We start from the raw sequence: 23329 nt of genomic DNA on the forward strand, positions 1-23329 counted from the left end.
TCGGCGCACAAAATTGCATTAATTGTTTCGACTTAATTGCACTGAGCGACATAATGAAAAGGGCGGCCATGGCCGCCCTTCTTTAGTGTTTTCGTTAAGCCGCACCCGGCCGATTGATGGTCAGGAAGTGACGAACGACCGGCTTTTCTGGTCCAACATGGTAGGTCAGGACCTTGCCCTGCAAGTCGGCATCGGCATTGGAAACCCGCTTGTGCTGGCGAAGATGCTCGGCCCAGGATTCCACCATGAACCATTCGACGATCTTTTCCGGATCAGCACTGTCTTCGGTCACACCCCAGCCATAGGCACCATCGCGGCGGCGTTCCTTGGAGAGATGATCGATCGCATGCAGGAAGGCGCTGCGGTTATGCTTCTCGACCTTGTATTCGATCAGGATGAGAACCGGGCCACGATCATGAGCAACAGGCTCGGCGACAAGCGGTTCCGGCCAATGGTTGGACGGCACCATGTCGGCATCGCCTGCGGGAAGCTTGATACGGTGCATGATGAAGCCCGCGATCAGCAATCCGGCTGCACCGATGATCAACGTCGCCTGGATTCCGACGGCCGAACCAACGGCACCCCATCCTAGGCTACCAGCCGTCATCGCGCCGTTGAACACGGTCAGGTAGACGGCAAGGCCACGACCCCGCACCCAGTTGGGCAAGACAGCCTGCGCCGCACCGTTGAGCGTGGTGAGAGCGGTAATCCATGCGCCACCGAGGAAAAGAAGCGCGATGATAGCGACAGCTTTCGGCGGGGCGAGAGACAGGATGCCCATGACGGCTGCGGTGATCAATGCAGCGCCGAGAAGAAGGCCGTCGGCGCTCAGTCGTTCGCGCAGCTTCGGCATGACCAGCGCACCGCCGATGGCACCCGCACCAACCGCACCGAGAAGGATACCGTAGAAGCTGGCATCACCACCGAGCAGTTGCCGGGCTACGAGCGGAAGAAGCGCCCAGACCGCACTGGCGAAAGCGAAAAAGATCGCTGCCCGCAGAAGGACGACATGCAGCGGCCTGCTCGAACGGGTATAACGAAGGCCCGCGCGGAATGCCCCGAAAAAATTCTCCTGCAAAGCGTCGTTGGCATTCTTCGCACGCGGCCACCACACGAGCGCTGCGATGACAAAAATGTAGCTCGCAACGTCGGCCCCGTAGGTGATCCCGGCTCCGAAAGCCGCCAGAAGCAAGCCGCCAGCGGCAGGTCCGATGGAACGGGCGATGTTGATGCCGAGCGAATTGAGGGCAACGGCGCTTTTGACGTCCTCACGCTTTACCAACTCCGGCACGATCGCCTGCCAGGTTGGTCCCATCAAGGCAGCGCCGATTCCGCCAAGGAAGGTCAGACCGATCAGGGCGCTGACAGAGAGCATGCCTGTTTGAGATAACACCATGAGCGAGATGCTCACGGATGCTAGCAGGAGTTGGACTGCAATCAGGAACTTGCGGCGATCCAGTATGTCGGTCAGAACGCCTGCAGGGATGGCGAGCAGAAAGATCGGCAGGGTACCTGCCGCCTGTACCATAGCGACCGCCGCTGGCGACGCCGACAGGTCCGTCATCAGCCAGGAGCTGGCGACATCGCGCATGAAGCTGCCGGTGTTACCCAGAACGGTCGCTATCCAGATGACCGCGAAGACTGGCTGCGCGAGAGGGGCAAAGGTGCCACCGGATGTTTTCGTGGTGCTCATTTGCCCGCTCCCTTCGCAAGGTCGGCCGCAGCAACGTAGATGAATGCACCGGCGAGACCGATGTGTTCGAAGAAAGCGTTGGTGGCCATCATGCGGTCCATGCCGGGAGCCATTTCCCAGAAACGAAGAGCGATGAGCGTTGCGAGAAGCGTAAAGCCCGCAAGCGCAAGGGCTCCTGCCCAACGCAGCAAGCCTGAGACCACCATGGCGGAAGCCGTCAATTCAAAAGCGATCACGGCGACGGCAAAGAAGGCGGTGGGATGAAGACCGAAGTGGTCCATCTCAGCGAGCGCGCCATTGAAGTCAAAAATCTTGGTAAGCGGACCCTGGATGTAAGCGGCGCAGAGCGCGAGCAGCGATACTGTTCGCGTGACCGGAGAACCGATGATGCGCCCCAGATTGCTCCGAAACGAATTTGATGTCTGTGCCTGGTACGTCATATCTGCTCCTGCTGGTTCGCCGGTCTGATTGATCGGCTGCATTTGATGGAGCGATATTGGCGGATTGCCGCTTCGCCTACAATTGCAGCAATATTTTCGATTTAATTGCGCTATTTGAAACAATAAATAAGATCGCACGGGTGTAGCCACCCGTGCGATTTAGGAATTAGACCGCCCAGCAGGAGCACCCGAGTGCGCCGAAGAAGCCCTTGAGATCTGCGATCGGCAGTTTCGATGTCCAGGCTCCCGCATGGTCGTGACCATGCACGCCGCAATCGCTGGCGCAGCCACAGGTCGAGATCGCCGTGCGCCTTAGAGAACGCGCGCCAGCCCCTTCCGGCTCGCCCCAGGCGGCGTAACCACCGAACTTGAGCACCGGCGACCAGTCCGGCATGGCAGGCGGAATATTGCTTTCGTCGAGTGCTGCAAAATCACCGGCGCCGTAGACGATCTTGCCGCCGACCATGGTCAACTCGGAGGTCAGGAACGAGATCTCGTCCTCGGCGCAGGAGAAGAAGTCCTTGTCCGGCACGACGAGATCGGCGAACTGGCCCTTTTCGATGCGGCCCTTCTTGCCCTCTTCGTTGGAGAACCAGGTGACCTTTTCGGTCCACATGCGCAGCGCGGTTTCGCGGTCGAGGCAATTGGCGCGCGGATAAAGCTGCATGCCGCCGACAGTCTTGCCGGTCACCATCCAGGAGAGCGACACCCACGGGTTATAGGAAGCGACGCGGGTGGCATCCGTGCCGGCCGAAACGTTGACGCCCTTGTCGAGCATGCGGCGGATCGGCGGCGTGGCTTCGGCAACGCCGTGTCCGTAACGCTCGACGAAATATTCGCCCTGATAGGCCATGCGATGCTGGGTGGCGATGCCGCCGCCAAGCGCTGCGATGCGGTCGATCGAGCGTTCCGAGATGGTTTCCGCATGGTCGAAGAACCAGTTGAGGCCTTCGAGGGGAATATCCTTGTTGACCTTCTCGAAGACATCGAGGGAGCGCGAGATGGTCTCGTCATAGGTGGCGTGCATGCGCCAGGGCCAGCGGTTTTCCGCCAGAACCCGCACGACCTCTTCCAGCTCGCCTTCCATTTCCGGCGCCATTTCCGGGCGTGGCTGGCGGAAATCCTCGAAGTCGGCGGCCGAGAAGACCAGCATCTCGCCCGCGCCGTTGTGGCGGAAGTAGTCGTTGCCCTGTTTGTATTTGACTGACTGCGTCCAGTTGAGGAAGTCCTGCTTTTCTTCCTTCGGCTTCTGAGTGAAGAGGTTATAGGCCAGACGAACCGTCATCTGGTTCTCGTCCGAGAGCTTCTGGATCACCTCGTAATCGTCGGGGTAGTTCTGAGAGCCACCGCCCGCGTCGATCACACCGGTGATTCCAAGGCGGTTCAGTTCGCGCATGAAGTGGCGGGTCGAGTTGACCTGGTAATCGAACGGAAGCTTTGGCCCCTTTCCGAGCGTCGAATACAGGATACCTGCATTTGGCGTGGCGAGCAGCAGGCCCGTCGGGTTGCCGTTGGCATCGCGGGTGATCTCGCCACCCGGCGGGTTGGGTGTGTCGCGGGTGTAGCCGACGGCGCGGAGTGCAGCGCCGTTCAAGAGCGCGCGGTCATAGAGGTGCAACAGAAATACTGGGGTATCTGGCGCGACCGCATTGATCTCCTCGATCGTCGGCAGACGCTTTTCGGCGAACTGATGTTCGGTGAAGCCACCGACGACGCGCACCCATTGCGGCGCGGGCGTGATCGCCACCTGACGCTTGAGCATGTCCATGGCATCGGCCAGTGATCGAACGCCGTCCCAGCGCAGTTCCATATTGTAGTTCAGGCCACCGCGCACGACGTGGGTGTGGTTGTCGATCAAACCCGGAAGAACGCGCTTTCCCTTGAGATCGACGATCTTCGTGTCGGATCCGGCCAGCGCCATGATCACGCTGTCCGTGCCGACTTCCTGGAAAACGCCGTCCTTGATAGCGACGGCGGTTGCGTTCGGGTTGCTCCGGTCAAGTGTGGTGAAGCGGCCGTTATGAAGGATCAGGTCGGGATGCATCGTGTCTACTCCGGTCTGTTTGTGATCGGCGGCATTAGCAGTTGCGAAGAGGTTCGAGAACGCCAGACTAGACGCTCCCCCCAGAAAGGTGCGGCGCGTGGTCATCAGCCCCTCTTCTGCGAGATGGTTTCGTCACGATGAGCAACGTTCATCTGGTCACCCCCCTTCGGCATGTGGCCGAACATGTGCGGCTTGATCTGATGGATCCACGAGACGGCCGCCGGCTCCTTGCTCCATAAAGTCTTGGCGAGCGGAATGATCTGTTCGCCGACGAGAATGCCGAGAAGACCAACCAGTGCGATGACAGGCGGTGCAGGCGAGCGGACGTTCAGAAGGCTGTAGACGATGCCGACGAGAAGACCAGCGCCGAGAGACAGTAGATAGACTTTCATGGGATATCTCCACGATTGCGGAAAGACCGCTCCGACGGGGCTATCGGAGTGGTCTGGTCAGATCCTTACTTGGCGGGGTTCGGACCGATGCGCTTGCCGTGGCTCACGCGCTCGGGAGCTTTGTGAACATGGGTATAGGCGTAATCGATACCCATGCCGTAAGCGCCGGAGTGCTCCTTCACCAAGGTGGTGACCGCATCATAGGTTTCCTTACGGGCCCAATCGCGCTGCCACTCGAGCAGAACCTGCTGCCATGTCACCGGAATGACACCTGCCTGCACCATGCGATCCATGGCGCGATTGTGGGCTTCGAGGGAGGTACCGCCAGATGCGTCGGCGACCATGTAGATCTCGTAATCCGCTACATCATGGAGGGCTGACAGCGCGAAGGTCGTGTTGCATACTTCTGTCCACAGACCTGCGACAACGATCTTTTTGCGACCATTGGCGGCATTTTTCGCCAGTGCGTCACGCACGTTCTGGTCATCCCAGGAGTTCATCGAGGTGCGCTCGAGGATATCGTTCTCCGGATACACCGCCAACAATTCAGGAAACGTGTTGCCGGAAAAGCTATCGGTTTCGACGGTGGTGATCGTGGTGGGGATGTCGAATATTTTCGCTGCCTTGGCAAGACCGACGACATTATTCTTGAGCGTTTGACGGTCGATCGACTGCACGCCGAATGCCATCTGCGGCTGCTGATCGATGAAAATGAGCTGGCTGTTTGCCGGGGTCAGGACTTGGAGCTTCGACATGGTATTTTCCTTTTCGGTTGTTTGGACCGCGAATGCGGCTGGTTATGAGTGCGTCTTGAGGAGCCGATATCGAAGTGCGTTGTTTCTTGCTTCGGCCGCTGAAAGGAAAACTAGCGCGATGACCGCCTTCCCGGAATTGCAATATTAATTGCGAATGAATTGACTTGAGCGCAACAATCTCCGAGTGCCACGATATGCGTGTGGATCGTGGATCGCGCTCTGACGAAACCGCCGTTCGCTGAATAGATTCTCTCGGGGGGATTTCCTTCGGGCAGGCCGCTCGCCCGATAGCGTTTGCGCCGCCTTCCGATGACCTTCGACAAACTCCAATTCCACGCTAGAGGTCGACATCAACGACACCCGGGCCATGTCCCTACACCAGGAGGCAGAGACCTCTTTCCCGGCGCGCTCTTTCAACAAATTGCTCACATCGGCGGGGAATAGCTTCAAACGAGAGACTGGAGAAGCCCGCGACTATGGAGATGCTATCCATGAATATGGATAAAGCCCTAGGAGGCGCCTGAACCATGGTCGTAGTGGGAAAACACGCCTGCAACCCAGTCTGCGAAGACCTGGTATTTTACGCTTGGAAACCGCCCTGCTGGTCTTACGATGTGAACTGGATAACGTGGCGGCGCCCAGTCGTGCATGACGGGAACCAGGTCGCCCCGAGCGATGTAGGGTCGTGCCAGGAATTCAAATGTCTGTCCTATGCCCAGCCCAGCCAGTATCCCATGCAGATGCGCTGTTGCGTCACTGGTGGAGAGCTTGATCGGGGTATAGATCTCTAATTTTTCCTCGCCTTTCATCAGGCGAACGGGTGCCGGCTTCAGACTGCGTGCGAAGAAATACTGTACAAAAAAATGACCTTGTTCCAGATCCGAGGGAGAAGCAGGCACGCCATGTTGTTCGAGATATCCTGGGGTCGCGCAGGTCACGATCTCAACACTGCATAACTTCCTCGCAACAATAGATGCGCCGGGTACATCGCCGGCTCGTATGACGCAATCTATCCCCTCTTCGACGATGTCGGCCTGACGTTCCGTTACACCAAGATGCAACTCGATTTCGGGGTAAAGTGCGTAAAATTCCGGTAACCGGGGGATGAGAATCGCATTGGCGAAGGTGCCTCCGACGTCAACCCGAAGCTTGCCCTTTGTCGCCATGCGCCCGCGCGTGGCTTCGTTGTTCATGTCGTCGAAATCGGCAACCAGACGAATGGCGCGCTCGTAGTAGGCGTTGCCTTCAGAGGTTACGCTGATCGATCGTGTCGTGCGCTCAAGGAGCTTAAGGCCCAAGCTCCTCTCAAGATCCTGAACAAGCTTACTGACGGTCGATCGCGGCGCCCCCATTGTGTCTGCCGCCTTTGCAAAAGATCCCGCCTCGACGACGCGAACAAAGGCTCTGATCGCTCCCAATTGATCCATTGGCGTTGCTCCATCGAAACTCGCGCAAGCAGTCGTCTCGAACTCAATTAATGCTTGCAAAGGCTACAAGTCTGACTCGATTTGTCAGGCAGCCAGCGGCACGAGGTTGGCCTGGATCTGGTCCCGGAATTCCTCGTATCGGCTCGGCAGCTTCAGTGCTTCTCCGAGATGTGCAGTATCCTCGTCGCGATTGAAACCCGGTTCGTTCGTGGCTACCTCGAACAGGATACCGCCCGGCGTGCGAAAGTAGATCGCCCAGAAATAATCGCGGTCGATGACCGGGGTAACCTGATATCCAGTGTCCATCAAAGCCTTGCGTACTTCGAGCTGTTTTTCGCGGTTGTCGACAGCGAAGGCAATATGGTGGACCGAGCCTGCGCCTTGGCGGGCAAAAGCGGTTTTAGGCAGTTCCGCCAGTTCGATCGTGTCAGCCCCGTTGCCGCCGGGAATGATGAACCGCGTTACATCCCCTGCTTCTCGGCGCGCTGATATCCCATGAAGCCGAGAAGCTCTTCCGTTGCGGCGGTTTCATGGAGGCTGAAGCGAGCCCCGGCGAAACCGCGAATGGCGACATCGGCCGGGATGCCATCAGCGAGCCATGGAGCCCGCGCATCGTCAGCAGATTCGATCAAAGCAAGGCCGTCTCCATCCGGCCCCATGCATCGTCATGATCAAGGATATCAAGGGACTGCATCACGTACCCTTCCTGGCGATATGTAATCTGTTGAAATGAAACTACGCCAGTTGCTCGCCTGTCGGAATTGCAATATTAATTTCGACTGAGTTGCATTTAACGAAATAATGACATGAACGATTACAAAGCCCTCCGCACCTTCCTTCTTGCCGCAGAGAAGCGGAATTTCGCCCAGGTCGCCCGAGAACTGGACATGACGCCCGCGGCCGTCACCCGCGCCATCGCAGCACTCGAGGCGGAGCTCGGCGTTCAGCTTTTCGTTCGCACCACGCGGCAGGTGTCGCTGACGACAGATGGGGCAATCTTTGCGGCGCAGATCCAGCCTGCTGTCAAAACGCTGGAAGACGCACGTCGCGAAGTCATGAATGCGCACAAAAGTGACGAAGGACGGCTTCGGATCAGTGCGCCGACATGGTTCGGCAAGACCGTGCTGCCGCCGATCCTCTCGGGGTTCAAGGAACGCTATCCGAAGATGAGCTTCGAGATCTCGCTATCCGACGGCTTGGTGAATATCGTTGATGATGACTACGATCTTGCCATCCGCATCTCGTCGCAACCGTCCGACAAGTTCACGATCTGGCGCAAGATTCGAAAGGTACCGCGCATCCTCGTGGCAGCGCCGGGCAGCCGTTTCGCCGAGATGCAGCATCCGAACGAGCTGCACCCGGATGACTGCCTTGCCTATAGTGGTGAAAGCCGTCGCGAGAACTGGGTTCTGTCTGATGGCGGCTCGAGCATGAACATCTCGGCGGGCCGGGCATTTAGTGCCAACAGCGGCGAGGTCCTGGCGGACATGGCGGCCGATGGCGCAGGCGTTGCACTGCTACCGGGGTTCAACATTGCCGATCACATCAGGAGCGGTCGCCTCATCCATGTTTTCAAGGGATGGGCACCACCGGACTTGTGGCTGACTTTGTTCTATCCCCCCTATCAGGCGCTTCCGCCCCGGATCGCATCGTTCTCGAAGTTCTTCGAGGAACAGGTTGCGGCCCACATGGTGATGCTGGACTGAGGCGTCTCCGAGGACGGGCTCAGTCTTCAGGCATCGTGCGAAGCTTGGTGGCGACCATTTCCTGAAGTTGCCACAAGTTTCGATCGTGGATGTTGCGATCCACCAGATCCGACACCGTTCGATGCAGATATTCCGCACACGATCCGGCTGGTCCGCATGCCTGAGAAATCATTAACGCCGCATCGTCGAGTGGGATTTTCTCTGTGAGCTCGGATTGTTTCGTGCTTGCCCAGAACGTCAGGGCGCGGCGTGTGCCTGTAGCGGTCCTGACCGTGATCCATCGAACCATGTCGCACACCTCGGAGTATCGGATCTCGCGGGCCAGAAGAGTACGCAGATCCTGCTTCTTGGTCGCACACGGAAGCTTGAGGATGAGGCCAGTACAACTCCCTCCCGGACGAAGCGCCAGCATGAGGCCCGGCGCATCCGACGTGGCCCTAAGCCGCTCTATTCGCAATGAGAAGGCACGGTGCCATCCGTAGGCGACAGCTTCCTGGCTGGCAGACACATCGAACCCTGGATTCCACATCAGAGATCCGTAAGCGAACACCCAGATTTCCTCGTCGCCGGCCTCCTGCTCGACACGGCTGACGAGTTCATCGAGTTGCCCAGCCGAGATCGGTGTCCAGTTGGGCTCGGGACCTTCGTCTTCGACGTCCCTGAGTGTTCTTGCAACAAGGTCAGAGGTCAGTTGCATGGCGACGGGCGCACGTGACTTAGGTCTGGGAGTCTTGAGCATCGTGTAACCTGTATACGAGGATGCCGCCGGACAACGTTTCGCCCGGCGCATTCTGTTTCATTGATTGGGTACGGTCGATCACGGCGCGAAACGTGATCTCGACGATCTGTTCCGGAAAAGCCAGCGCGGTCACCCCGATCAGGTTGCTGGCGACCGGCGGCATGTCCGTTCCGTACATCTCCTTGCGGACCTTGGAACCTGCCGCAAACGCACTCGGGACATCGAGAACGAAAAGAGTTTCTTCAACAACATCGTCGAGGGTTGCCCCGTACTCGGCAAGCAGCGTCTTGGCGTTGACATAGGTCTGACGGATCTGCGCTTCCATCTGCGAAAAATCGGCTGGTCGACCATTTTCGTCGAGTGTCGCCGGGGCGATAAGCTTGCCCTCGGAATCGTGGCTCAACTGTCCCGAAATGTAGATCGTGTCCTTGACCTTCACGGCCTGCACGTAACCGAATGCACGTTCCCAGGCGACGCTGAGGTTGGCGACTTGCTTGGAAGATTTACTGTCTGTCATGATGGTTTCCTGAAGCTGGAAGAGGCCTAACCGGATATCAATGTTGTGGCTTGATTGGCGACGGATGCGTGGGAGGCCGCACCCGTCGCCAGCGCCGATCAAGCCTGTACGAAGGCCAGCAGATCGGCGTTCAGCACGTCGGCATTGACGGTCAGCATGCCGTGCGAGAAGCCGGGATAGGTCTTCAGTGTGCCGTTTTTCAGAAGCTTCACCGACTTGTGAGCCGAGTCGGCGATCGGAACAATCTGGTCGTCTTCGCCGTGCAGGACCAGCGTCGGCACGGTGATCGCCTTCAGGTCTTCCGTCTGGTCGGTTTCGGAGAAAGCCTTGATGCCGTCATAATGGGCCTTTGCGCCGCCCATCATGCCCTGACGCCACCAATTCTGGATCACGCCTTCCTGCACCTTGGCGCCATCGCGGTTGAAGCCGTAGAAGGGGCCAGCGGGAACATCGCGGAAGAACTGTGCGCGGTTGGCGGCAAGTGCCGAACGGAAACCGTCGAAGACTTCCATCGGCAGACCTTCCGGGTTTGCGGCGGTCTTGACCATGATCGGCGGAACGGCGGAGACCAGAACGGCCTTGGCAACGCGGCCGGCCGGTTCGCCGTGCTTGGCGACATAACGGGCGACTTCGCCGCCGCCGGTGGAGTGGCCGATATGAATGGCGTTCTTCAGGCCCAGCGCCTCGACGACGGCGAATGCGTCGGCTGCGTAATGGTCCATGTCGTGACCGTCGGCAACCTGGGCGGAGCGGCCATGGCCACGGCGGTCATGGGCTACAACGCGATAACCCTTGGAGAGGAAGAACAGCATCTGCGCATCCCAGTCGTCCGACGACAGCGGCCAGCCATGATGGAAAACGATCGGCTGGGCGTCCTTCGGGCCCCAGTCCTTATAGAAGATTTCGACGCCGTCCTTGGTGGTTACATATGCCATTGTCATGTTTCCTTCGATTGAGGTTGTGGAGCGAGCAGCATCGGCTGCAAAGCTGAAGGTAGGAGAGATCGCGACGGCCGCGGCGGCGGCGCCTGCGGAAAGCATCGCGGCTCTGCGTGTCATGGAATAAATGTTCGGGGTCATCTCGCGTCCTGCGATTCCGTGATTGAATACTTCAGGCGACGCTGTGTTCGTCTGACGGCTTGATATTGCCGTCAGATGCATCCGCTCACAATTGCGGGAATAATTTCGAATTTATTGCCTGTTTTGAAATAGTAGGTTCCGCCGGCCGCCACATTGCGAGGTGACGGGCTTCTGCTTGATTGGATATGGAACCGTTACCGGTAGATGTCTTAGTTCGGAAAATCGAATTGTCGGTTGCCTATCCTAACCGGACATCTCGTTCGCCCTGATCCTGCCGCCTGCAGACACGAGTTCGTCGGCAGTATCGATGTCTCTCAGCCCAGCGAACCCTATATCGATCATTTGAACCGGAACTAATTGCCGTTGAAGGAATGCCCGGGCTTTTCCCGATCGGAGCCCCCGCACCACTGTAGAATCGCCAGATGCAAACGCCACTAGGAGTTTGTTGATGTGATCCGCGGTGATGTCAGGCATGTCAACCAAACGCGAAAAAGAGATATTGTGTCGCATTATTGCAATGCTCACCGGAGCAGCCGCAACGTAAGGCAGCGATAGAGACTAGATTTTTATGCTCTTGAGCGGATACGAACCTACGCCCCGCTCACCCTTCGCCACCACATCTATCATTTATCAAGAACTTACAGATCCGGGTGACGGTTGACGTCCTTGTAGAGCAGGTAGCGGAAACGGCCCGGGCCGCCGGCATAGCAAGCCTGCGGGCAGTAGGCGCGCAGCCACATGTAATCGCCGGCTTCGACCTCGACCCAGTCCTCGTTCAGCCGGTAGACGGCCTTGCCTTCCAGCACATAGAGCCCGTGCTCCATGATATGGGTTTCCATGAACGGAATGCTGGCGCCTGGCTCGAACGTCACGATATTCAGATGGAAATCATAACGAACATCGTTCGGATCGAGAAAGCGGGTCGTGCCCCAGCACTCGTTGGTATCTGGCATCCAGTCGAGCGTGCATTCGTCCTCATGGATGAAGACCGCCGGCGGTGCCTTAAAACCTTCGACGATCTTGAACACTTTGCGTACCCAGTGGAAACGAAGCGGCGCAGCACTGTCATTTTTCAGCATCCATTGACCGCCAGCCGGGATATAAGTAAAGGAGCCGGTGCGTAGCGGACGGTCCTTGCCGTCGTAAGTAATCGTGCCTTCGCCCTCGACCACGAAGATCGCGGCCTGCGCGCGGGCATCCGGCTCCGGCTTCATGCTGCCGCCGCCTGGCGCCACTTCCACGATATATTGCGCGAAGGTCTCGGCAAAGCCGCTCAAGGGGCGCGAGATGATCCAGGCGCGCGTCTTTTCCCAATGCGGCAGGACGCTGGTGACGATGTCGCTCATCACGGTCTTCGGGATTACCGCATAGGCGGTGGTGAACACGGCCTTGCTGGTAAGCGTCTGCGTCTGTGGCGGCAAGCCGCCGACCTGCGAGAAATACCGGCCATTTGTCATTCGGCAGCTGCCTTTGAACCGCCCTGACGGTTTTCCCATTCCTGTGGCGTCAACGTCTTTATGTCGAACTGATCGCGGGTGCGGGTATAGGTATGTCCGCCCATACGACCGACGGCATCCATGAGTTGCTGGTCGATATGCAGGTTCGACGCGTTGACGGCATCACTGCGAACGAACACGCCGACGACTTCACCAAGAATGATCTCGCGTGCCGGACCGACCTGAAGCGTTGTGTGGCGACGGCATTCCAGGGCGGCAGGCGCGGCCAAAATGCGCGGGCTTTTCACCATCTGGCCCGGTACGGTTGCAAGGCCTGCTTCTTCCATCTCGTCCACTTCAGGGCCGAACTTGATGGCGCAGACTTCCATCTGGTCGACCAGCGCATTGTCGCAGATGTGGACGGTGAACTCGCCGGTCTCGCGGATATTGCGGGCGGTGTCCTTGAAGCGCATGTCGGAATAATTCTCGACGCCGATCGCGACGATTGCCGGATCATGGGTCAGCACATTGAAGAAACTGAAGGGGCCGGCGTTCGGTTGCCCGTCCTTGCTGACGGTCGTCACCAGCGCGATCGGCCGTGGGATGACTGTGCCGATCAAGATCTTGTAGCGTTCGCGCTCGGTGAGCTTGGCGAAATCGAAATGGGTATGGTCGATCATTTCAGGCCTCAACAGCGGTACGGTGGGTTTCAAGCGGGGTGTGGCGCGACAGGTTCTCGAACCCGTCTCTGGTGACGACATACATGTCCCCGACATTACAGCCGGCCGACAGCGGTTCCAGCCACTGCGTGTGCAGCACGAACACCATGCCCTCCTCCATACGGTCATAGTTGTGGGAAGAGATGTTGAAGCTGTTTTGCCCGCCGGCCATGCCGACGGAATGACCGAGATTGGGGTTATGCGGCCCATGGGTCGCCGGATAGACATGCATCAAGGTGCGGCCCTGGGCTTCCCAGTCGATGTTCTTCACATACTGACGCGGGATCAGGCGAGCGCTGCCATCGTCCATCGGAGCCCAGTTATAGGGCATGGTGCGCGCCTCAGGCGAAGACAGCATGCCGCGCTCGATCATCGGCTCGAAAGCGGCATTGTTGACGTCTCGCATCAACGCACCCGGCCGGATCAGCTTTTCGGCGCGCTTGACGCCCTCGGTGCAGGCAGCCAGCACCTCTTCCTGCCGCTTGGTGATCTCGCCGACGGCAATCATGCGGGCGGTTTGTGCGGTATAGCCGCGATAGGTGATGTTGGACACATAGAGATTGATCAGGTCTCCCGGTCGCACGACATGGCCGTATGGCTTGCCGCAATGGGTGCCGAATTCGTTGATACCGATCTGGTAACCGTCACCGGTCTCGCCGCCGAAAGAGAGTTGCGCCTGGGTGAAGGCAGCATAGATCTCGTGGTCAGTCACGCCCGGTTTTGCCACATGATAGGCCGCCTGTGTGGCGATGCTGATGAGCTGGGCGGCAGCGCGGAACATCTCGATCTCGCGCGGCGAGCGCACCTTCTGCATCCGGTCGAGAATGGCATTGTCGGCAACGAATTTCACCTTCGGCATCAACTCATCTAGCCCTGCCCAGAAGGTCAGTGAGGTCCGGTCGCCGATACGCCCGATCTGCGCCTTGGAAAGCCCCATTCCGGCCAGCAGTTCGGCGCATTTTTCCGCCGTCTTGATGACGCTGTCGCCCGAACGATCCGCATATTCACGACCGATCGGGCCGATCTGCCAGATATCCTCGACCAGCACCGGCTCGCCGCCCGGTGGCAGAAGCACGGACTGGGTGAAGAAGGACAGAAGGACCATCGGTTTGTCGACATCCGTCGGGATGATTAGCACGCCCTCTCGCATCCAGTCGCAGATATAACGCAGGTAGTGGTTCGACGTGTGGAACCAGCCGACGCCACCGGTATGGACGAGCAGCGCGTCATGCCCCGCCTCCACCGCCTGACGGCGGATACGGCGCAGACGATCCTCGAATTCCTCGACCGGCAAAGGCAAGGGTGCTGCAAAATCGAAATCCGGCTGAAAATCGGCGAGCAGTGATCCGATGCGATAGGCGCCCGCCTTGGTCGTGTTCATGTTCAATTGGGTATTCCTTCCAGAAGTATTTTTATAAGGGATCAGGCCTGTTTGGATGGCGCCAGCACCCGCCTTGCCACCAGCATCACCACCAGCGTCAGCCCGATCAGAATTCCCGACATCGCGGCCACGCGCACGTCGAGCGATTCCTCGATCAGCGCGAACATCCGAAGCGGCAGAACGGTCGTTTGCGCGTCGGCGAGGAAAAGCGAGACGGAGACGTTGTCGAGCGACTGGATGAACACGAGAAAGGCACCGGCGAGAATGCCGGGGGTCAGCAAGGGCAGGATCACGCGCCTGAGCGTCGTTACCCAGGTCGCCCCCATCACCGTCGAGGCTTCCGCCAGCGAGGGATTGATGCCCTGCGCAACGACAGAGGCGGCACGATACATCAGCGGCCCGAACACCACGACATGGCCAACGACGGTGAGCCAGAGCGACGGCTGAAAGCCGACGAAATTGGCGACGATCAGAGCTGCGAGACCATAAACGAGGCTCGGCAGCACCAACGGGGCGAGAAGCAGCGGTTCGATCGTGTTGACTGAACGGCGCCGCATCCGTGCCATGCCGATCGTGGCGGGCACGGCAACGAGCAACGAGCCAAGGACCGCAAGGCCCGCGATCTTCAGCGAATTGCCGGCCGCGATATGTTCCGTGCTGGAGCGGAGCGGGTCGAGCAGAGCTTCGTACCAGCGGAGCGAAAAGCCCTCGGGCGGATATTTGAGCGTCTGTCCAGCTGTGAAGGACATGGTGATAGCAATGACGATCGGGGCCACCAGATAGATCAGGCTCAGGCCGCCGAAGCCGAAGACGAATGCCTTGTAGAGAAAAGCGGGGAGCGGGTTTTCGGAGTGGTTACGCATGGCCGACGAGCCTCCGGTGACGAGAAATCATGGTCATGGCGACAAGCAGGATGCCGGTCGACAACAGGAGCACCACGGCGATCGCCGAGGCCATCGGCCAGTCGAACAGCGTACCAACCTCGCGGTAGATCAGTTGCGGTACATAGACATTGCGAGCACCGCCGATGACGGCCTGGGTGACGAAGGACGCGCTGGTGCTGGCGAAGACAAGGATCCATCCCGCCAAAAGGCCGGGCAGCATCATCGGCAACAGAACCGTGACGAGAATGCGCCAGGGGCCGGCGCCCGAAATCTGCGCGGCCTCGGTATAGGTGATCGGGATGCGTGACAAGATGGCAACCAGCGGCAGGATGATCAGCGGCAGGTCGATCTGACACATGGCCATGACGAGGCCAAGTTCGGTGGACATCAGCGAGAACGGACGCTCGGCAAGTCCAAGCGCCACAAATGTCTCGCTGATCGGTCCCTGCCGCCCGAGGATGACGATCCAGGCAAAGGTGCGCACCACATTGCTGGTCAGCATCGGGATCAGCGTCAGGAAAATGATGATCTGGCGGGCGGTCTTGCCGCTATGCCAGTAGAGAAGCGCGATCGGCACGCCGAGCAGGGTCGTGCTGACGATGGTCTGCAGGCCAAGCTTGGCGGTGTTAATCAGGACACGGTAGTTGAACGCATCGCCGAGAAAGCGCGCATAGTTGTGCAGTGACAGGCCGTCGGGGCCGATAAAGCTGAACCCGACGAGAACGGCGAGCGGCGTCGCAAAGAACGCCACCGACAGCAGAAGCATCGGGATAACGTATGGGAAGCCGCTCGCTTTCATGGCGCTACCTCAACCGGCGACGAGGGCGTCGAACTGGCGGATCCATTCCGCACGGTTCTTGTTGATCGCGGCCCAGTCCGGATAGACGAGCGAGGCGAGCTGTTCGCGCTTCACGTAGGCTTCAATACCGGTCGTCAGTTCCACGTCCTTGTTGGTCGGGAACATTTCGCGCGGGGGCATCTTCAACTGGTCCTGCGCGGCCTTGGAGATCGCGGCATCCATATAAGCATAAGCTGCATCGACATTTTTGGCGCCCTTGGTTAGGTGGATATTGACGGGAGCGGCCGGCGAGCCGGTTTCAGGCTGAACGAACTCCGCCTTGAGCCCAAGAGCCTTGAGCTTGGCGACATTGCCCGTCGAGCACATGAAGACGGCGATCTCGCCCTGCTGGAACAGTGTCATCTGGTGGTTGGTGCTGGCAACGACACCCTTGATGTGTTCCGGATGGTCTTTGAACAGCTTGAAGACGGCATCCATGTCGGTCGGGCCGGAGCCAAAAATCTTGGCGATCTCGGTATAGGCCATCACGCCGGTATTGGAGGCAAAGCCGGTCCACGAAACGAGGCCTTTGTAGGCCGAGTTTTCGAAGAGATCGCGATAACCTTTGGGTGCCGGAACGAGATCGGGGTTATAGGCAATGCCGTTGACTTCGACCGTCACGGTCGGGCCGTACTCGCCCTGGAATGCCGGATCGAGCATGCCCCAGTTCTTCAGCTTCGACGGGTCGATCTTCTGGATAAGGTCGTTCTCGACGGCGACGGCCATCTGGCCGGGCGACATCAGCAGCGTGTCGTAAGGCGGGTTGCCGGGGCTTGCCATGACCTTGGCAAGCTGATCCTGCGCCATGGCCGGGGCAACTGTCAGATCGAAACCGGCCGCCTTGACGAGCGGCGTCAGCACGCTGCGATAACCGTCTTCCCAATTACCCGGAAAGGTCGCGGCGACAGCAGTGCCACCGGCCGCGCGGGCAGCAAAAGGAACGGTCGCGGCTGCAGCCGCACCGGCGGCAAGCAGTCCGAAATGACGTCGTGTGATTTTGAAGTCCTGCATCTGTTCACCTCTGTTGTTGTTATTCACGGAATGCTTCCGGTTCGCTCGGAAAGGCGTGACACCTCATGGTGTCGATCTCGGCAAAGAGCTGTGCTCCCGGCTCGGGAATGAAGGTCGAAGGTCCGCGGACCTCCGAGGCACGAAGGTTGGTACCGTCTTCGAGAAGGAGATCGTGGACGAGGGTGGGTCCAAGCGGCACTGACACGGTCAGCCGCGCCGGCAGCGCCGATGCGCTCGGCGTCGCAGACAGGCGAACGTCCTCCGGACGGAAGGTAATCGTGACCGTGGAGCCCGTGGTAAAATTCAGGCGGCGCGGCAGAACGAGAGCCTTGCCATTGGTAAGCGCGATCGTGGTTGCCTCAGCCTCCAGGCGGTCCACTTTCCCATGCAGCACATTGGCCTGTCCGATGAACGTATTGACGAACAACGTTTTCGGCCGGTCATATACGGCCATCGGCGTGTCGATCTGTTCGACATTGCCTTTGTTCATCAGCACGAGACGGCCGGCGAGGCTCTGCGCCTCTTCCTGGTCATGGGTAACGATCAGCGTGGTAATGCCGAGCGTCTTCTGCAGATGAAGCAGTTCGACCTGCAGGTCGAAACGCAGCGCCCGGTCCAAGGCACCGAAGGGCTCGTCGAGAAGCAGAAGCGAAGGGCGGCCTGCGATCGCGCGGGCCACCGCCACGCGCTGCTGCTGGCCGCCGGAAAGCTCGCGCGGCAGCCGGTTGCCAAAACCCTTCAACTGCACAAGCGAGAGCATTTCTTCCACCCGCTCACGACGCTCGGTGCGCGCCACCTTTTGGCAGGCGAGCGGATAGGCGATGTTCTCGGCCACCGTCAGGTGTGGGAACAGCGCGTAGTTCTGGAACACCATGCCGATACCACGCGCACGGGCCGAGACATTGGCAAGATCCTGGCCGCCAAGCTGGATCAACCCGCTTTTCGGCTGGATTAGGCCCGCAATGGCGCGCAGCACCGTCGACTTGCCGCACCCGCTCGGCCCCAGAAGCGCAACGATCTCGCCCGCCTTTATCTCGAAAGAAATGTCGCTGATCGCATTCAGCCCGCCATAACTATGGGTCAGGCCACGAACGCTTAGCTCTCTGCCTTCTGCTGCATTCGAAGCCTGCGGCATGAATATCCCCTCGGGTTGCGCCTGACCTGCCGAGAGCATCGCGTTCGCAGCCATCAGGCGGAGATGTGTTCGATTGGCAATTTTGAGTTCGCTCTGGGTCATGGCAAAGGATTTGCAAGCAACGTGCCAACTCTACAATGAGCACGGTCAAACATGGATCAACCAATTGATTAACATATTAAATTTTTGATTTATCTAGTTTCGTATATCCATAATAACGGATCGCCGACATAACGTAACAATCTATAAATTGTGCATCATTAGCGGCTGAACGATGATTTGATGTGCACCGATTTCGGCTTGTCAGCGTAGAAATCGGGCCGTTTCACCGCTTTGCGCCACTTGCGCGGATGTGCCATCGATCTCGTGTATGCAAAGTATGAGGAGTAAAATCAGTAAATTAGCTAGCGCCAACCGAGTCCGGTCGGCCCTGCGGTAGCTTAAAGGTCATTTTTTCATCAAAGTATGTTCGCACGGATATGCGAAAATTGGTTCGAATTCCCTTGAATATTTTAGACGAGAAAATATCACATGAAAAACAACAGCATACAGATGCTATATCCAAGGTGGCATGGTGATTGCATCGAACTATCCTGAAAATTCACGACGTAGAAATGTGAAAAGGGGTCCGCATGCATAGCTTCAAGAAAACTCTCACAGCCGGTCTTGCCGGCATCGCGTTCGCGCTCTTCGCATCGACTGCACAGGCCGCGGAAGGCGCGCCCGTGAAGATGGTGCCGGATGCGGACGTGGCCCAGCTTCCGGGCATCGCCTTCAATCAGAAACTGGCCGACAGCCTGCCTGCCGCCATCAAGGGCAAGAAGGTCATCAAGGTTGCGACGGACCTGACGCCGCCGATCAGTTTTCAGGACGAAGCCGGCAAGCTCGTCGGCATCGATGCGGACCTTGCCGCGGCGCTGGGCGTCATTCTCGGCGTCGATATGCAGATGACCAATGTCGGCGCGGGCGCGGCAATCGTTCCGGCCGTGCTGTCCAAGCGTTTCGACATGACGCTATCCGGCATCAATGACGACGTGGAGCTGGAAAAGCAGGTCGATGTGATCGACTACATGTATGATGCGACGACCATCATGACGATCAAGGGCAATCCCCTCGGCATCAAGAGCATGGAGGACCTCTGCGGCAAGAAGGTCGCCGTGCCGGTCGGAACCTTCCAAAACAGGCTCGTTGTCGCAGCATCGGCAAAGTGCAAAACGGCGCCGATCGAGATCATGTCCATCCCGAAAATGCCGGACGTCCTGCAGGCGGTGCGCACGGGCCGCGCCGATGCAACCGTCAACGGCTACGCAACCAGCGTCTACACGACCGAAAAGCAAACCGGCAAGGGTGTCGGCCTGCAGGCGCTGCCGGATGTCCGCCTTGCCGTCGGTTACCTTGGAATGCTGGTCTCCAAGGACAATCCGGAACTGCGCGACACTGTTGTCGCCTCACTCCAACATATGGTCGATAGCGGCGCCTATCAGGCGATCATGGAAAAATGGAGCCTCGGCCCGCTCGCCGTGAAGACCGTCAAGTTCAACGACGCTGCCTCGATGCCGGTGGACTGAGCCATGTCTTTCGCCCAACAGTCTCTCAGCATGCCAATGGCTCCTCCGATCGGCAAGACAGTTCGGTTCGGGCAGCTCGTGACTGGTGCCGTCGCGATCATCGCGCTGGCTCTCATGCTTCTGGTCATTGGGCGGAATCAAAGCGTTCAATGGAGTGAAATCCCGCGCTACATGATCGACCCCGTCATTCTCGACGGCGTCGTCCTCACGCTCGAACTAACGGCCGGCGCCATGGCCGCCGGCATCGTTATCGGTTGCCTCGTCGCCATCATGGCGACCAGCCAGAACGTTGTCCTGAAGGCGATCGCCGTCGCCTTCGTCTGGTGGTTTCGCGGCGTACCGCTGATCGTCCAAATCTTCTTCTGGTTCAACATCGCGCTCTTCATTCCTGAGATCGGCTTCGGTTCTTGGTCCGTCTCGGTCAACGACATTGTGACACCCGCCCTTGCAGGCTTTCTGGCGCTCGGCCTGCACGAGGCGGCTAATATGAGCGAGATCATCCGTAGCGGTCTGACAGCCGTGGATCGGGGACAGCGCGAAGCCGCATCCTCTTTGGGCCTCAGACCACTCCAGACCTTGCGGACTGTCGTCCTCCCGCAGGCAATCCGTCTCATCGTCCCGCCGACCGGCAACCAGGCGATCGGCATGCTGAAGGCGAGTGCCATCGTGTCGGTTATCGGCATGCAGGATCTGCTGACACAGGCACAGGCCATCTATGCCCGCAACTTCCTGGTCATTGAACTCCTCTGCGTCGCATCACTCTGGTACCTCGGCATCACCACAATCGCCTCGGTGGGCCAGCATTATCTGGAACGGAAACTGGCACCGAAAGGCCGCTCGAACAGCAATGAGAAGTGACCATCCGCAGGCCTAAGCGCCGGCCGCAGCTTCAAGAAAATTAAATCAAGCAGGGATCGCCATCGCAGCGCATCCCGTCAGGAAACACTAAGGAGATCATCATGAGACTGGGTATCGATAGCCAAAAACTTCCCGAGTTCCTGAAGCGCGGGCCGCTGGCAAGCCTCGACCATGTCAAGGAGCTTGGTCTTGGTGGCCTGTTCTTCCCGACCGTTCTCGACATGAGCCCGACGCTCGACAAGGGTGCGCTTCGCGAAATCCGGGCGAAAGCCGACGAGCTTGGGCTTTACCTCGAAAGCGGTGTCGGCAAGATCAATCCCTATTGCAGCGCCGAGGCTCCGGAATTCCGGGCGATCGGCGACGGCGACATCATTCTGGGCTTCACCCGGATGATCGAGGCGAGCGCCGCGATCGGATGCCTCGAACTGTGGATCTCACCGGGCAATTTCAAATCGGAATACCGTGGCAGGTTGGCAAATGACCGCTTTCGCACCGATATCACCTGGGACGAGCAGTTGCTGGCCATCGAGAAGATCTTGTTGAAGCTTGCTCCCGTCGCGCGCGCCAATGGCGTCCACCTCAACATGGAAACCCATGATGAAATCACCTCTTTTGAAATCCTCCGGCTGATCGAGAAAGTTGGCGATGACTGTATCGGCGTCGTGTTCGACACGGCCAACGGCCTGCAGCGTGGGGAACATCCGGTGTTTGCGGCAAAGCGCGTCGCGCCTTACGTCCGCCAGACGCATATCAAAGACGCCTATGTCGGCCGAGCATTCGGAGGTCTCGATTTCCAGACCCGCCCGGTCGGCAAGGGTATCGTGGATTTTCCCACGATCCTTCCCATCCTTGCCAAGGCAAATCCGGATCTAAACCTTTCGCTGGAAGTCGCAGCCTCTGTCGAAGACAAGCCGCGCAAGGCGAATCCGCGCCAATGCATCCAGATCGATGACCCGATCTGGCGCGCCGCGCATCCGGACCTGAACGCCGAAGAACTGGAGGTCTACATGGCTACGGTGGACACCTTCGAAGCGCGCGTGAAATCCGGCGAGATCCCGGATTGGGAAGCGTATGAGGCGAGCCAGTACGGCTATCCGACCTACGAGCGCCAATCCTACGGCTATGGTGAGACAGTGACCTTCATCAAGAACTCGGCTCGTTACATCGAGAGGCTATGCGCGGAGAAGGGCATCGCGCTTTCCCCGTCGACTGCCAAGCGCCACGCTGCATAAACCGGCACTCACCCACTCTGTGGCGGTACTAGCCGCCATAGACATCTGATAACGTCTTTACCGGGTGGATTTCTGGCAGACGGCGATATACGCAACAATATTTCTATGAACATAATTAGATCGAGCGGCTTGGGCCGCCATGCATCTGGAGTACCACATGAAAAGGACGCGCCGTCAAACGACGAAGGCAGCGCCGAAGGCCAACGCCTCGGCTGATGCGGCTGAAAGCGCCAATGACGACGTCTCCGAGCGGATTCGCACAACGCTCGCCAATGCCATAGGCGAAGGCGCTCTAAAGCCGGGGACGAAAATCCTCGAAGATGCGATCGCCGACCACTTTGGCGTAAGCCGCACCGTCGTTCGCGGCGCCCTCGGCGTCTTGGAGAGTGATCATTTGCTGGAGCGCAAGCGAAACCGCGGCACCTTCGTCGCCGAACCAGGCATCGAAGAAGCCAAGGCCCTGTTTGAGTCACGGCGCAAGATCGAACACGCGATCCTCGAGCTCGCCATGGCCCGTGCCACCACTGAACAACTGGACGCGCTCGAAAAACTGACCGACGAGGAAGAGCATATCCACCATCACGGCGATGAGAAGTCGAAGACGGTGCTCTCCGGCAAGTTCCACATCGTTCTGGCCGAACTCGGCGGCAACGCGGTTATGACCGAAATGCTCTCGAAGATCGTCGCTCGCCTGTCTCTGGTCATGGCCCTTTATGAGGAAGAAAAACAGGACGATTGCGGCGCTGACCACCACCGCCAGATCGTTACGGCGCTGAAGGCCCAAGATCTGGCAAAAGCACAGCAGTTAATGGACCACCACCTCGCCGATATAGAAGGTCGGGTGCGCTTGACCGAGGGCCAGGGTGATCGTCATACCTTCTTGGCTGTGCTGGAGAACTTTTCCTGACCATTCAGGTCTTGAAGAGATACGAACCGCCGATCCCGCAGAGAAATTAAAACGTAAGCAAAATCATCGGGTAATCGTTACGCCCATTTTTGGAACCCGTCTCTGATGGTGCATGGTCCGCGACCGTTTAGATCAAATAAAATGCAGACAGGATCAGTACCACTGCGAAATTTACGATGCTTACAAGTAGCATCGCCGTGAGTGTCCCGGCCGTTCCCCTGGTCGGTACCAGGTCTGCACCCCGGGAAATCACAGCGGCCTGCCAGATTGAGCTGGGAATGGGAAGCTTTCCCAAGAGGGACGCATAGTTTCGCTCGCCATAAGCTTTAGTGAGAAGCGGCCTTGAGGCTCAAACGCCAACTTCGATCTCGCGGCTCTGCTTCGAGCCGAGTGTTCGAACCGTCAAGACCTAAAGGTGTCGCATACAGCCGTCATCGGAAATTTACGTTTCGGTATCGCAGCGAGCCACGCGGGGGCAGCAGTGTGAGATCGATCGTGTCCCATGGAATGGTGTAGCTCGGTTGATCATCGAGCTTTCCGGCCAAGGCCGGGAATGGGTCAACTTGCG

General features: G+C 58.6%; 21 protein-coding genes and 1 pseudogene. 5 read left to right on the forward strand and 17 right to left on the reverse strand.

What is annotated here, in order from left to right:
• Positions 1–94: 94 nt before the first annotated feature.
• From JZX87_RS25600 to JZX87_RS25630, 7 genes and pseudogenes are all read right to left on the reverse strand, one after another.
• On the reverse strand, positions 95–1693 hold the full coding sequence (locus JZX87_RS25600) for an MFS transporter (RefSeq protein ID WP_206828727.1): 1599 nt from the start codon (positions 1691–1693) through the stop codon (positions 95–97).
• Positions 1690–2133: a DoxX family protein gene (locus tag JZX87_RS25605; protein ID WP_206828728.1), complete on the reverse strand. Its 444-nt coding sequence runs from the start codon at positions 2131–2133 to the stop codon at positions 1690–1692. The genes JZX87_RS25600 and JZX87_RS25605 overlap by 4 nt, the downstream gene beginning before the upstream one ends.
• Before the next feature lie 166 nt (positions 2134–2299).
• Positions 2300–4282: an amidohydrolase gene (locus tag JZX87_RS25610; RefSeq protein WP_206828729.1), complete on the reverse strand. Its 1983-nt coding sequence runs from the start codon at positions 4280–4282 to the stop codon at positions 2300–2302.
• Entirely contained in the window at positions 4282–4569 is a 288-nt protein-coding gene (locus JZX87_RS25615; protein WP_206828730.1) for a XapX domain-containing protein, read from the reverse strand. Before JZX87_RS25615 ends, JZX87_RS25610 begins: the two co-directional genes overlap by 1 nt.
• A 65-nt stretch (positions 4570–4634) precedes the next feature.
• Positions 4635–5324 carry a hydrolase gene (locus JZX87_RS25620; protein WP_206828731.1) on the reverse strand — a complete coding sequence of 230 codons (690 nt, stop codon included), beginning with the start codon at positions 5322–5324 and terminating at the stop codon, positions 4635–4637.
• 509 nt (positions 5325–5833) lie between these two features.
• On the reverse strand, positions 5834–6751 hold the full coding sequence (locus JZX87_RS25625) for a LysR family transcriptional regulator (RefSeq protein ID WP_206828732.1): 918 nt from the start codon (positions 6749–6751) through the stop codon (positions 5834–5836).
• Positions 6752–6835: 84 nt separating this feature from the next.
• A pseudogene (locus JZX87_RS25630) lies at positions 6836–7416 on the reverse strand (VOC family protein); the annotation flags it as partial.
• Between the two features lie 141 nt (positions 7417–7557).
• Between JZX87_RS25630 and JZX87_RS25635 the strand changes: the two are divergent.
• Positions 7558–8457, forward strand: coding sequence for a LysR family transcriptional regulator (locus tag JZX87_RS25635; RefSeq protein WP_111795752.1), 900 nt, complete (start codon positions 7558–7560; stop codon positions 8455–8457).
• A gap of 19 nt (positions 8458–8476) precedes the next feature.
• Here JZX87_RS25635 and JZX87_RS25640 read toward each other — a convergent pair whose 3' ends face one another.
• From JZX87_RS25640 to JZX87_RS25685, 10 genes are all read right to left on the reverse strand, one after another.
• The gene (locus JZX87_RS25640) at positions 8477–9154 is read right to left on the reverse strand and encodes a gamma-glutamylcyclotransferase (RefSeq protein WP_286195070.1); all 678 of its coding nucleotides are present in this window, start codon (positions 9152–9154) and stop codon (positions 8477–8479) included.
• A 19-nt stretch (positions 9155–9173) separates the two neighbouring features.
• Positions 9174–9713 (reverse strand): RidA family protein, encoded by a 540-nt coding sequence (locus JZX87_RS25645; protein ID WP_206828734.1) that lies wholly within the window; start codon positions 9711–9713, stop codon positions 9174–9176.
• Positions 9714–9811: 98 nt separating this feature from the next.
• A complete protein-coding gene (locus tag JZX87_RS25650) occupies positions 9812–10648 on the reverse strand; it encodes an alpha/beta fold hydrolase (protein WP_206828735.1) in 837 nt (278 codons plus the stop codon).
• 782 nt (positions 10649–11430) lie between these two features.
• Positions 11431–12249 carry a bifunctional allantoicase/(S)-ureidoglycine aminohydrolase gene (locus tag JZX87_RS25655; protein WP_206828736.1) on the reverse strand — a complete coding sequence of 273 codons (819 nt, stop codon included), beginning with the start codon at positions 12247–12249 and terminating at the stop codon, positions 11431–11433.
• Positions 12246–12908, reverse strand: coding sequence for a flavin reductase family protein (locus JZX87_RS25660; protein ID WP_173998444.1), 663 nt, complete (start codon positions 12906–12908; stop codon positions 12246–12248). The genes JZX87_RS25655 and JZX87_RS25660 overlap by 4 nt, the downstream gene beginning before the upstream one ends.
• 1 nt (position 12909) lies before the next feature.
• Positions 12910–14334, reverse strand: coding sequence for a Xaa-Pro peptidase family protein (locus tag JZX87_RS25665; RefSeq protein WP_206828737.1), 1425 nt, complete (start codon positions 14332–14334; stop codon positions 12910–12912).
• A gap of 35 nt (positions 14335–14369) precedes the next feature.
• Complete coding sequence (locus JZX87_RS25670; RefSeq protein ID WP_206828738.1) at positions 14370–15191, reverse strand: ABC transporter permease; 822 nt, start codon at positions 15189–15191, stop codon at positions 14370–14372.
• Positions 15184–16011 carry an ABC transporter permease gene (locus JZX87_RS25675; RefSeq protein ID WP_206828739.1) on the reverse strand — a complete coding sequence of 276 codons (828 nt, stop codon included), beginning with the start codon at positions 16009–16011 and terminating at the stop codon, positions 15184–15186. The genes JZX87_RS25670 and JZX87_RS25675 overlap by 8 nt, the downstream gene beginning before the upstream one ends.
• Positions 16012–16020: 9 nt before the next feature.
• Positions 16021–17061: an extracellular solute-binding protein gene (locus tag JZX87_RS25680; protein WP_206828740.1), complete on the reverse strand. Its 1041-nt coding sequence runs from the start codon at positions 17059–17061 to the stop codon at positions 16021–16023.
• A 19-nt stretch (positions 17062–17080) separates the two neighbouring features.
• Complete coding sequence (locus tag JZX87_RS25685) at positions 17081–18298, reverse strand: ABC transporter ATP-binding protein (protein ID WP_502711339.1); 1218 nt, start codon at positions 18296–18298, stop codon at positions 17081–17083.
• Positions 18299–18828: 530 nt separating this feature from the next.
• On the opposite strand from JZX87_RS25685, the gene JZX87_RS25690 reads away from it, so the two are divergent.
• The 4 genes from JZX87_RS25690 to JZX87_RS25705 all read left to right on the forward strand — a co-directional run bounded on the left by JZX87_RS25690 (position 18829) and on the right by JZX87_RS25705 (position 22761).
• Entirely contained in the window at positions 18829–19764 is a 936-nt protein-coding gene (locus tag JZX87_RS25690) for an ABC transporter substrate-binding protein (RefSeq protein WP_206828742.1), read from the forward strand.
• A 3-nt stretch (positions 19765–19767) separates the two neighbouring features.
• Positions 19768–20622: an amino acid ABC transporter permease gene (locus tag JZX87_RS25695; protein WP_206828743.1), complete on the forward strand. Its 855-nt coding sequence runs from the start codon at positions 19768–19770 to the stop codon at positions 20620–20622.
• A 101-nt stretch (positions 20623–20723) separates the two neighbouring features.
• Complete coding sequence (locus tag JZX87_RS25700; protein ID WP_206828744.1) at positions 20724–21854, forward strand: sugar phosphate isomerase/epimerase family protein; 1131 nt, start codon at positions 20724–20726, stop codon at positions 21852–21854.
• Between the two features lie 157 nt (positions 21855–22011).
• Positions 22012–22761, forward strand: a complete 750-nt coding sequence (locus JZX87_RS25705; RefSeq protein ID WP_173998535.1) for a GntR family transcriptional regulator — start codon at positions 22012–22014, stop codon at positions 22759–22761.
• Positions 22762–23329 lie beyond the last annotated feature (568 nt).

This window comes from Agrobacterium sp. Ap1 (assembly GCF_017313375.1).
Taxonomy (GTDB): Bacteria; Pseudomonadota; Alphaproteobacteria; order Rhizobiales; family Rhizobiaceae; genus Neorhizobium; species Neorhizobium cellulosilyticum.

Bases quoted from the DNA above. Each gene is read 5' to 3' on its own strand.
- JZX87_RS25620 (WP_206828731.1), bottom strand. From the start codon at position 5,324: ATGTCGAAGCTCCAAGTCCTGACCCCGGCAAACAGCCAGCTCATTTTC.
- JZX87_RS25670 (WP_206828738.1), bottom strand. From the start codon at position 15,191: ATGCGTAACCACTCCGAAAACCCGCTCCCCGCTTTTCTCTACAAGGCA.
- JZX87_RS25705 (WP_173998535.1), top strand. From the start codon at position 22,012: ATGAAAAGGACGCGCCGTCAAACGACGAAGGCAGCGCCGAAGGCCAAC.
- JZX87_RS25690 (WP_206828742.1), top strand. From the start codon at position 18,829: ATGCATAGCTTCAAGAAAACTCTCACAGCCGGTCTTGCCGGCATCGCG.
- JZX87_RS25625 (WP_206828732.1), bottom strand. From the start codon at position 6,751: ATGGATCAATTGGGAGCGATCAGAGCCTTTGTTCGCGTCGTCGAGGCG.
- JZX87_RS25675 (WP_206828739.1), bottom strand. From the start codon at position 16,011: ATGAAAGCGAGCGGCTTCCCATACGTTATCCCGATGCTTCTGCTGTCG.
- JZX87_RS25635 (WP_111795752.1), top strand. From the start codon at position 7,558: ATGAACGATTACAAAGCCCTCCGCACCTTCCTTCTTGCCGCAGAGAAG.
- JZX87_RS25695 (WP_206828743.1), top strand. From the start codon at position 19,768: ATGTCTTTCGCCCAACAGTCTCTCAGCATGCCAATGGCTCCTCCGATC.
- JZX87_RS25640 (WP_286195070.1), bottom strand. From the start codon at position 9,154: ATGCAACTGACCTCTGACCTTGTTGCAAGAACACTCAGGGACGTCGAA.
- JZX87_RS25615 (WP_206828730.1), bottom strand. From the start codon at position 4,569: ATGAAAGTCTATCTACTGTCTCTCGGCGCTGGTCTTCTCGTCGGCATC.
- JZX87_RS25600 (WP_206828727.1), bottom strand. From the start codon at position 1,693: ATGAGCACCACGAAAACATCCGGTGGCACCTTTGCCCCTCTCGCGCAG.
- JZX87_RS25605 (WP_206828728.1), bottom strand. From the start codon at position 2,133: ATGACGTACCAGGCACAGACATCAAATTCGTTTCGGAGCAATCTGGGG.
- JZX87_RS25645 (WP_206828734.1), bottom strand. From the start codon at position 9,713: ATGACAGACAGTAAATCTTCCAAGCAAGTCGCCAACCTCAGCGTCGCC.
- JZX87_RS25700 (WP_206828744.1), top strand. From the start codon at position 20,724: ATGAGACTGGGTATCGATAGCCAAAAACTTCCCGAGTTCCTGAAGCGC.
- JZX87_RS25610 (WP_206828729.1), bottom strand. From the start codon at position 4,282: ATGACCACGCGCCGCACCTTTCTGGGGGGAGCGTCTAGTCTGGCGTTC.
- JZX87_RS25680 (WP_206828740.1), bottom strand. From the start codon at position 17,061: ATGCAGGACTTCAAAATCACACGACGTCATTTCGGACTGCTTGCCGCC.
- JZX87_RS25655 (WP_206828736.1), bottom strand. From the start codon at position 12,249: ATGACAAATGGCCGGTATTTCTCGCAGGTCGGCGGCTTGCCGCCACAG.
- JZX87_RS25650 (WP_206828735.1), bottom strand. From the start codon at position 10,648: ATGGCATATGTAACCACCAAGGACGGCGTCGAAATCTTCTATAAGGAC.
- JZX87_RS25685 (WP_502711339.1), bottom strand. From the start codon at position 18,298: ATGACCCAGAGCGAACTCAAAATTGCCAATCGAACACATCTCCGCCTG.
- JZX87_RS25660 (WP_173998444.1), bottom strand. From the start codon at position 12,908: ATGATCGACCATACCCATTTCGATTTCGCCAAGCTCACCGAGCGCGAA.